The sequence below is a fragment of the Streptomyces sp. ATexAB-D23 genome (genome assembly GCF_000373645.1).
GTDB classification, from domain to species: Bacteria; Actinomycetota; Actinomycetes; order Streptomycetales; family Streptomycetaceae; genus Streptomyces; species Streptomyces castrisilvae.
This window is the reverse complement of sequence record NZ_KB892052.1, coordinates 1-8,769: the sequence shown is the minus strand read 5'-3', so window position 1 is coordinate 8,769 and position 8,769 is coordinate 1. Positions and strand designations below refer to the sequence as shown.

Genomic DNA, 8,769 nt, shown 5'->3' with positions numbered 1-8,769 from the left:
GGGGATCGATCCCCGCACTCTCCACCGCCTCCCAGGACGCCTCCAGCAACAACCGCTGCTGCGGATCCATCCCCAACGCCTCACGCGGCGAGATCCCGAACACCCCGGCATCAAAATCAGCCGCGTCGTACAGAAAACCACCCTCACGCGTCACCGTACGATTCGGCTTCCCCGGCTCCGGATCGTAGATCCCCTCCACGTCCCACCCACGGTCCACCGGAAACGCCGACACACCGTCCCGGCCCTCCACCACCAGATCCCACAACTCATCCGGAGAACCCACCCCACCCGGATAACGACACGCCATCCCCACAACCGCAATCGGCTCGCCGCTGGACTTGCGCTCCGCGGCGGCGAGCCTTTTACGCATGTCGCGCAGGTCGGCTGTCGCCCGGCGCAGGTACTCGAGAAGTTTCTCCTCGTTACTCACCGAGCATGCCCTCCTGTGTCATGACGTTCAGCTGACCGCGAATCCGAGCGAATGACGGAATATATGGATGAAGAGAATGGAACGTGGGGTCACCCGGAAAATTACGGTGCCGGCGGGCCCGTTGCCTACCCCTTAGTCCTGCCCGGGGTCCCCACAATCGGGCCCCTGACCGGCCGCCGTCCCCCCAGAGCCGGGGTGGGGTCGTGGTGCCTTCCGGGCGGGCGGCGCCCGGCGGACCGGGGCCTCCCTGCTGCCCTCACCTGCGAGGAAGGGGGAAGCGGCGGAGGGACTGTCCGGCATCCGCTTCGGGAACGCCTGTCGCGCGACGGTTTCATAGGGGCGAGTAGGGGTACTGGTTCGGGCCCGCCGGGACTAGCGTCGAGGCCGGTATCCCCTTTCCGGCCGCGCTCGTGGGCCGGTCGGCTGGCTTTCCCTTTCCGGCCGGGCTCGTGGGCGGCCGGCCGCCTCCTGTATCCGTTCCGGTCCGCCCAGCGGTCCGGCGATCCCGGAACGACCATTCACCCCTTCGCGCCTGAAACCGGAGTCCTCATGTGGGATGAACAGTTCGACATTCTCCTTCGGAAGCAGCTGTCCTTCCTCTCTCCGGACGAGCCGATCACGGGGGATATGAAAATGCGCGACTACGGCCTCGATTCGCTGGGCGTGATCGAACTGCTCGCGGGCCTCGAAGCCGCTTACGACGTGCGTTTCCGCGACGAGGCACTCTCGCTGGAGATATTCGAGACCCCGGACGTCCTCTGGACCTCACTGCAACGCCTGCGCTGAGGCCCGCTGTCATGCGTAGTGTCGCGGCCTTGCGACTCCACGAGGGCGACCGAGCCCGGCTGGAGGCTCTGACCCGCATGTCGACAGCGCCCGCCGGGCTCGTCCGGCGGGCGCGGATCGTGCTGCTTGCCGCAGGAGGCTTCTCGAACACGGAGGTCGCCGCCCAGTTGCGAGTCTCCCGTCCGACCGTCATCAAGTGGCGTTCCCGGTATGCGGATTCAGGCATCGCGGCATTGGGTGATCTGCCCCGGCCGGGGCGTCCCACGACGGTGGACGAGGTGGCGGTGCTCGTCGCCACGCTCGCCGACGGCGCCAGGCCACCGGCCCGGCTGCGGGCCTCGTACTGGTCCTCGCGGCTGCTCGCCGAGGAGTTGGGGATCGCCCACTCCACGGTGGCACGCGTGTGGCGCAGGTGGGGGGTACAGCCGCATCGCCCCGAGGCCTTCCAGGTGCCCGCCGTGCCACCCCTGCCGCCCGGCGTCCATCGCAGGGTTGTCGGTGTCTTTCGCGCATCGTCGTGGAACGCTGTGGTCCTGCGGGCGGACGAGCGGACGGAGCGCCGGGCCGAGGAGCGGTTCCGCCCCCTGCTGGTGGACCGGGCCGGGCCCGGGAGCGACAGCACCTCCGCACCGGCCGCCTTTCTGCACCTCCTGAACTCGGTCGCCCAGGCCCACCCCTACCCGAGGCTGCACGTACTCCTGAACGGGACAGGGGCGGTGCGGTCCCGGGGCGTACGCGAGTGGCTCGTGAGGAATCCCCGGGTCTCCGTGCACCACGCGCCGGCCACCCGCCCCGAGGTCGACCTCACCGAGGTCCTCCTGCGGCTCGCGGGAGCCGGGTACCGCACCACCCCATCCGCCCATCACCATTCGGGGACCACTCATGGACCAGACGTCGGCCCACGCACTCTATGACCGCTTCCTGCGCGGACTGGCACGGTCCCCGGAAGGGGTGGCCGTCCGTGCCGGCGACGCCTCGTTGACGTATCGGGAGCTGTACGACCGGGCGCTGACCTGGGCGGGCTCGCTGCTCGCCGCGCTCCCGGAGCGCCCGGCCGCGGTGGGCGTGCTCGCGGGGAAGGGGCTCGACGCCTACACGGGCATCCTGGCCTGCCTGTTCACCGGGGTGCCGATGGTTCCGTTGCAGCCTTCCTTCCCAGTCCTCCGCACCCTCCGGATGCTCGAAGCGGCGGGGGTGGAGGCGCTGATCGTGGACGCCGAGGCGGTCACGGCGCTGGAGAAGCTGCGTGCGGAAGGCGTCGCGCTTCCCGCCCTGCTGGACGGGGGTGCCGACGGGGTGGACCGGGTGGTCTCCCCCACCGCGGCGTCACGCCTGGCGCGCCCTCACCCGGTCGCCCCCGACGACATCGCCTACGTGCTGTTCACCTCCGGTTCCACGGGCCGGCCCAAGGGCGTGCCGGTCACGCATGCCAACGGTGCCCACTACTTCGGCCTGCTCGACGCGCGGTACGACTTCGGGCCGCACGATGTGTTCTCCCAGAACTTCGATCTGAACTTCGACTGCGCGATGTTCGACCTGTTCTGTGCCTGGGGTGCCGGTGCCACGCTGGTGGCCGTTCCCGCAGGCGCCTACCGGGACCTGCCCGGTTTCGTCGCCGACCAGGGCATCACCGTCTGGTTCTCCACCCCCAGCGTGATCGGCCTGGTCCGTCGCACCGGTCGGCTGACCGACAGCTCTCTTCCCTCACTGCGCTGGAGCTTCTTCGCGGGCGAGGCGGTGACCTGCCAGGACGTGACGGACTGGCAGCACGCGGCGCCGGGTTCGGCCGTCGAGAACCTCTACGGTCCCACCGAACTGACGATCACCATCACGCGGCATCGCTGGTCGCCCGAGACATCGCCCGGGATCTCGGTCGCGGGTGTCGTCCCGATCGGTCCGGTCCACGCGGGCCACGCCTGGATGCTGATCGGTGAGGACGGTGAACCGGACGCGTTGGAAGGCGAGTTGTGCATTGCCGGCCCGCAGCTGACCGCGGGATATCTGGACCCGGCCGACGACGCGGGCCGGTTCCTCGACCGGGACGGGTTCCGCTACTACCGGACGGGCGACCGGATCCGGGTGGGCGCGGACGGCCAGTTGCTCTACCTCGGCCGGCTGGATCAGCAGGTTCAGGTCCGTGGCGTACGGATCGAACTGGCGGAGATCGACGAGGCGCTACGCCTGTGCCCGGGGGTGGAGGATGCCGTCGCGGTGCCGGTGCCCTCCGAGCAGGGCATCACGCTGGCCGCCTTCCACACCGGAGCGCGCGTGCCTCCTGTCGCCCTGGCCCGCGAGGTGAGCCGCATGCTCCCCCGGGCAGTACTCCCGCAGCATTTCTTCCACATCGCGGAATTCCCGCTCAATCCCAATCGGAAGATCGACCGACGGGCGCTGATGCACCGGGCGCAGGAGCTACTCGGCCGTCCGAGCTGAAGCCGCGGCGGCACAAGGCCCCCGAACCCCGGTCGGCCGTGGATGAGTACGCGACACGCACAGGCGTACCTGATACGCTCAGCGTGTCGCGTACTCAGGGTCATCATGAAGCAGGAAGGCATGGACGTTTGCCATGACAGAACTCAAGCCCCGGGCGGGGCTCAAGGAATGGCTCGGCCTCGTGGTGATCGTCCTGGTCACCCTGCTGATCGCCATCGATATCTCGGTACTCGGCTTCGCGATCACGCCCATCAGTGAGTCGCTGCGGCCGAGCGCCACCCAACTGCTGTGGATCATGGACATCTACAGCTTCGTGCTGGCCGGCGCCCTGATCACGATGGGCTGGGTCGGTGACCGCTTCGGCCGGCGGAAGCTCCTGATCATCGGCGCACTGGTGTTCGGCGTCGCGTCCGCACTCGCCGCGACGGCGGACACCCCCGAGATGCTGATCGGCGCGCGCGCCCTGCTGGGGCTCGGTGCGGCAACCCTGACGCCGACCTCCCTGGCCCTGATCCGCAACATGTTCCACGATTCCAAGCAGCGCAAGTCGGCCATCGCCGCCTGGAGCGGCACCCTCGCCACCGGGGCGGCCCTCGGCCCGGTCGTCGGTGGTCTGCTGCTGAACAACTTCTGGTGGGGTTCGGTCTTCATGATCAACACCCCGGTGATGGTGCTGGTGCTGATCCTGGCCCCGATCCTGCTGCCGGAGCGGCGCGATCCCTCGCGGGGCAAGCTGGACGTGCTCGGCGCGTTCCTGTCGATCGCGGGCATCATGCCGTTCATCTACGGTCTCAAAGAGCTGGCCGTGGACGGCTGGTCCAACGAGTCCGCGATCTGGGCCGGTGCCGGCGCCGTTCTGCTCGTCGCCTTCGTGCAGCGCCAGCGCATGACGTCCCACCCGCTCATCGACATCTCGCTGTTCCACTACGGCGGCTTCACCGGGGCGATCCTGACCAACCTGATGGTGATGTTCTCGTTCATGGGCGTCAGCATCCTCACCAACCAGTTCCTCCAGATGGTGCTGGGCATGACGCCTTTCCGGGCGGCCCTGTGGTCCATGGCGGTGATGCCGGCGATCGGGATCGCGGTCGGCGTCGTCTCGGCCCTGTCCCGCAAGGTCAAGCCGGTCTACCTGGTCACCAGCGGCATGCTCGTGATGGCCCTCGGGTTCGGCGTGCTCAGCCGGCTCACGGTGGACTCGAACGTCGCCCTCCTCCTGGTGGGCGTGGGGCTGATGGCCGCCGGCATGACTGCCTCGAAGACGCTCACCGCGGAGATCGTCGTGACCTCCGCACCGAAGGAGCACGCCGGATCGTCCACCGCCACCTCGGAGACGTTCACCGAGTTCGGCAGCGCGTTCGGCTTCGCCGTCATCGGCAGCATCGGTTCCGCCATCTATCGGCACGACATGAACACGGTGAACCCGGCCGGTATCGGCGGGGAGGCGCTGGAAGCCGTACGCAACACGATCGGCGGCGCCGCCACCGTCGCCGCCCATCAGCCGGCCTCGGTCGGTGCCGAACTGATCGCCACCAGCCGCGAGGCCTTCACCCACGGCCTCCAGATCGCGGCGCTCTCCGGGGCCGCCGCCATGGTCGTGGTGGCCGCGATCGTCGCCGTACTGCTGCGCAGGGTGCCGATCGAGACGGGCGAACCGATCGACCCGTACGACATCGACGCTCCGGCGACCGTCCCCTCCCCCAAGCGCATGCAGCCCACCGCGGGCTGAACCGGCCCGGGGCCGAGGCTCCGGGCACGTGAAAGGGGGCTGGTTGCCCACCCCGCGGGGTGGGCAACCAGCCCCCTTTCACGTGCCCGGAGCAGGAAGCCCGTCAGGCGAGCGGCTTCTCGCCGTTGCGGATGCGGACCAGCACCTCGATGCCGTCCAGGACCCGCTGGAGACCGAAGGTGAAGTCGTCCTCGGGCTGATCGAACGCCCCGGCCTCCAGCAACTCGACGAGAGCGGGGAAGGACGCGGAGTCGGCGTACTTGGCCAGCGCACGACCGTAGTTGGCCATCAGGTCCGTGTCGCTGATGTCCTGGGTGACGACACCGAGCGACATCTGCACGTTGTTGCGCACGTAGCCGATCATCAGCATCATCACGGACAGCTTGTCGTCCGGCCGCAGGGTGGTACCGCCCAGCGTGCGCAGGCCGCACTCCAGCCAGCTGAGCTGACCCGGTTCCAAGGGCGGGCCGCTGACCGAGATCTGCAGCATCCAGGGGTGCCGGTGGAAGACCTTCTGGAACGCGCGGGCCCACTGCTCCAGCCCGCCACGCCAGTCACCTTCGGCCGTGTCGATGCGGGGCGGGGTGCCGTAGGCCATGTCGAGCATCAGCTGCCGCAACTCGTCCTTGCTCGACACATGGCGGTACAGAGACATGGTGCCGAAGTCAAGGCTCTTGGCCACGCGTGACATGGACAGACCGGCGAGACCGTCGGCGTCCGCCGACTCGATCGCGGCCGTCACGATGCGCTCGACACTCAGACCGGTACGCACAGCGCGCTGTTCCCGGCTCCGCAGTTCCCAGAGCACCTCGATGCTGTTCGGCAGGCCGACGCCTTCCGTGCTCGTATCTTCGCCAGTAGTCATCCCGTGCGCCTGCCTTCATCAGAGCCCTTCAATGCGTATCACGCACACATAGAGCATCGTATACGCCCCGGATCCGCGTACGCGGATCCGGGGCGAGCCCGAGGTGGACGGCCCGGCCTCGGGGATAATGGTTCAGATGGCTGCCGCCGCAGCGGCCAGCTCCGTCGACGGCCGGCCGAGGAGCTGTCGGCACTGCCGCAGACCCCGCGCACTGTTCCAGCCCAGCCCTCCGACGAGAATCCCGTCGCGGTGGTACGCGGCGACGAACTCGCGGTCCGCTGTGGAGCCGCTGATGATCTCCGTCCGCGCGTCGGGCGGGCACCAGCCGATGGTCTGGATCTTCTCCCCGAACTGATGCGTCCAGCCGAAGGGCACGGGGGTGTAGGGCTTCGCTCCCGCTTCGCCCGCCAGCAGGTTCGCGGCGACCGCCATGGCCTGCTGGGCGGCGTTGGTCCGCTGTTCGAGCCTGACGCGGGCCCCGGCCACCATCGGGTGGGGCCAGTTGGCGACGTCTCCCGCCGCCCACACTCCGGGGGCGGCACGGCAGTAGGCGTCGCACAGCACCCCGTCGCCCAGAGGCAGTCCGGAATCGCTGAGCCAGTCCACGGCGGGTACCGAGCCGATCGCGACGACGACCAGATCGGCGTCGACGACGGTGCCGTCCGACAGCGTGACGCCGCGGACACGCGTACCGTCGCGGGTCATTCCCACGACATCGACGCCGAGAACGAGCCGTACTCCGTTGTCACGGTGCAGGCCTGCCACGAGCCCACCGACCTCGGTACCGACCTGGCGCGCGAGCGGCTGGTCATTCGTGTCGATCAGTGTCACGTCGAGCCCGGCACCGCGGGCCGTGGCGGCGACCTCGGCGCCGAGGAAGCCGGCGCCGATCACCGCCACCTTGGGCCGCTCCAGGAGTGCCTCGCGCAGCCGGACCGCGTCGTCCAGCGACCGCAGGACATGGACGCCCCGCAGCCCGTCCCCGCAGGAGAGCCCGCGCGGCCGAAGGCCGGTCGCGATGACCGCCGCGTCGTAGGGCAGCCTCTCGCCGGTGGAGAGGGTGATCGTGCGGGCGGCCTGATCGAGGCTTGTGGCCCGGCAGCCGAGGCGCAGATCGGCGTCGACGGCCGCCAGCACGTCCTCCTTGCGCAACCAGGTGCTCGGTGGCTCCCAGCTCTCGCCCAGCAACTCCTTGGAGAGGGGCGGACGGTCGTACGGCGGATGGCGTTCGTCACCGACGAGCGTCAGCCCACCCTCGTACCCCTTGGCCCGCAGCGTCTCCACCGCGGTCAGTCCTGCAGCCGCCGCGCCCACGACGACTATCCGGTTCAGCACACTCGCTCCTCGTTCCGGTCGGTGCCCACATAAGCGTCTGGGTGCCATTCCCGGCAGGGCCGGCCGGGAACGGCCCTACACCTCGCCGTCGAGGATGTCGAACAGCTCGTCCGCGGTGGCCGCGCTGAGGTCATCCGCGGGAACGTCCTCCCCGAAGAGCGTCCGGCTCAGGTGCGCGGCCAGTTCGGCGGCCGAGGGATAGTCGAAGATCAGCGTCGGCGCCAGCCGGCAGCCGGTCACCTCGCCCAGGCGGTTCCTGAGTTCCAGGGCCGTCAGGGAGTCGAACCCGCTGTCGAGGAATCCGCGCTCGGCCGGGACGGCCGCGGCGTCCGAGTGGCCCAGGACCGCGGCGGCGTGACCGCGGACCAGGTCCAGCAGGGCCCGGTCGCGGCCCTCCGCGCCGAGCGCGGCGAGGCGGGCCACCAGCGCGGCGGGGTCGGCGCTCTTCGTACGGCTCCGGACCACGGGACCGGCTTCGGTGAGGACCATGTCCCGCAGAAGGGGGTGCAGCGCGCCCGGCTTCGCCTTCAGGGTCGGTACGTCGACGGCGAGCGGCACCAGCGCCGGCAGCCCGGAGCGCAGACCGGCGTCGAAGAGCCGGAGCGCGTCGGCGGGGGCGAGAGCGGGCAGACCGCGTGCGGCCATGAGGCGGGCGTCGTCGTCGATGGCCTCGGTCAAGCCCGTGGCGACGTCCCACAGACCGTAGGCGAGTGAGGTGGCCGGCAGCCCCTCCGCCCGACGCTGCACCGCCAGCGCGTCCAGGAACACATTCGCCGCCGCGTAGTTCGCCTGCCCCGCCGCCAGCACCGAACCACCCGCCGACGAGAACAACACGAAGAACGCCAGCTCACACCCACGCGTCAACTCATGCAAATACCACGCACCATCAGCCTTCGCCCCCAGCACCCGATCCAGCCGGGCACCATCCATCGAACCCACCAGACCGTTGTCACCCGCACCCGCCGCATGCACCACACCCACCAACCCAGNACCCACACCCTCCACCACACCCGCCACCGCAGACCGATCCGACATATCACACGCCACCACCGACACCTCAGCACCCAAACCCCGCAAACCCTCACACAACTCCTCAACCCCCGGCGCATCCGCACCACGACGCCCCGCCAGCACCAGACGCCGCACCCCACACACCTCCACCAGATGCCGGGCCACCAAACCACCCAGACC

General features: G+C 69.6%; 8 protein-coding genes. 4 read left to right on the top strand and 4 right to left on the bottom strand.

Annotation, left to right across the window (positions count from 1 at the left end):
• Positions 1-430: beta-ketoacyl synthase N-terminal-like domain-containing protein (locus tag B082_RS37010; protein WP_018555434.1), on the bottom strand; the 430-nt coding region annotated here is incomplete at its 3' end.
• A gap of 549 nt (positions 431-979) precedes the next feature.
• Here B082_RS37010 and B082_RS0129680 point away from each other — a divergent pair.
• The 4 genes from B082_RS0129680 to B082_RS0129665 all read left to right on the top strand — a co-directional run bounded on the left by B082_RS0129680 (position 980) and on the right by B082_RS0129665 (position 5,378).
• Positions 980-1,216 carry an acyl carrier protein gene (locus B082_RS0129680; RefSeq protein WP_018555433.1) on the top strand — a complete coding sequence of 79 codons (237 nt, stop codon included), beginning with the start codon at positions 980-982 and terminating at the stop codon, positions 1,214-1,216.
• Positions 1,217-1,245: 29 nt separating this feature from the next.
• Positions 1,246-2,130 carry a helix-turn-helix domain-containing protein gene (locus B082_RS0129675; RefSeq protein WP_234018267.1) on the top strand — a complete coding sequence of 295 codons (885 nt, stop codon included), beginning with the start codon at positions 1,246-1,248 and terminating at the stop codon, positions 2,128-2,130.
• Positions 2,099-3,649, top strand: a complete 1,551-nt coding sequence (locus B082_RS0129670; RefSeq protein WP_018555431.1) for an AMP-binding protein — start codon at positions 2,099-2,101, stop codon at positions 3,647-3,649. Before B082_RS0129675 ends, B082_RS0129670 begins: the two co-directional genes overlap by 32 nt.
• A gap of 133 nt (positions 3,650-3,782) precedes the next feature.
• Entirely contained in the window at positions 3,783-5,378 is a 1,596-nt protein-coding gene (locus B082_RS0129665) for an MFS transporter (protein ID WP_018555430.1), read from the top strand.
• Between the two features lie 103 nt (positions 5,379-5,481).
• On the opposite strand, the gene B082_RS0129660 is transcribed toward B082_RS0129665, so the two are convergent.
• The 3 genes from B082_RS0129660 to B082_RS0129650 form a co-directional block, all read right to left on the bottom strand.
• Positions 5,482-6,243: a TetR/AcrR family transcriptional regulator gene (locus B082_RS0129660; protein ID WP_202453207.1), complete on the bottom strand. Its 762-nt coding sequence runs from the start codon at positions 6,241-6,243 to the stop codon at positions 5,482-5,484.
• 132 nt (positions 6,244-6,375) lie between these two features.
• Entirely contained in the window at positions 6,376-7,578 is a 1,203-nt protein-coding gene (locus B082_RS0129655; protein WP_018555428.1) for an NAD(P)/FAD-dependent oxidoreductase, read from the bottom strand.
• Between the two features lie 75 nt (positions 7,579-7,653).
• Positions 7,654-8,757, bottom strand: coding sequence for a beta-ketoacyl reductase (locus tag B082_RS0129650; RefSeq protein WP_237526120.1), 1,104 nt, complete (start codon positions 8,755-8,757; stop codon positions 7,654-7,656).
• Positions 8,758-8,769: the final 12 nt, after the last annotated feature.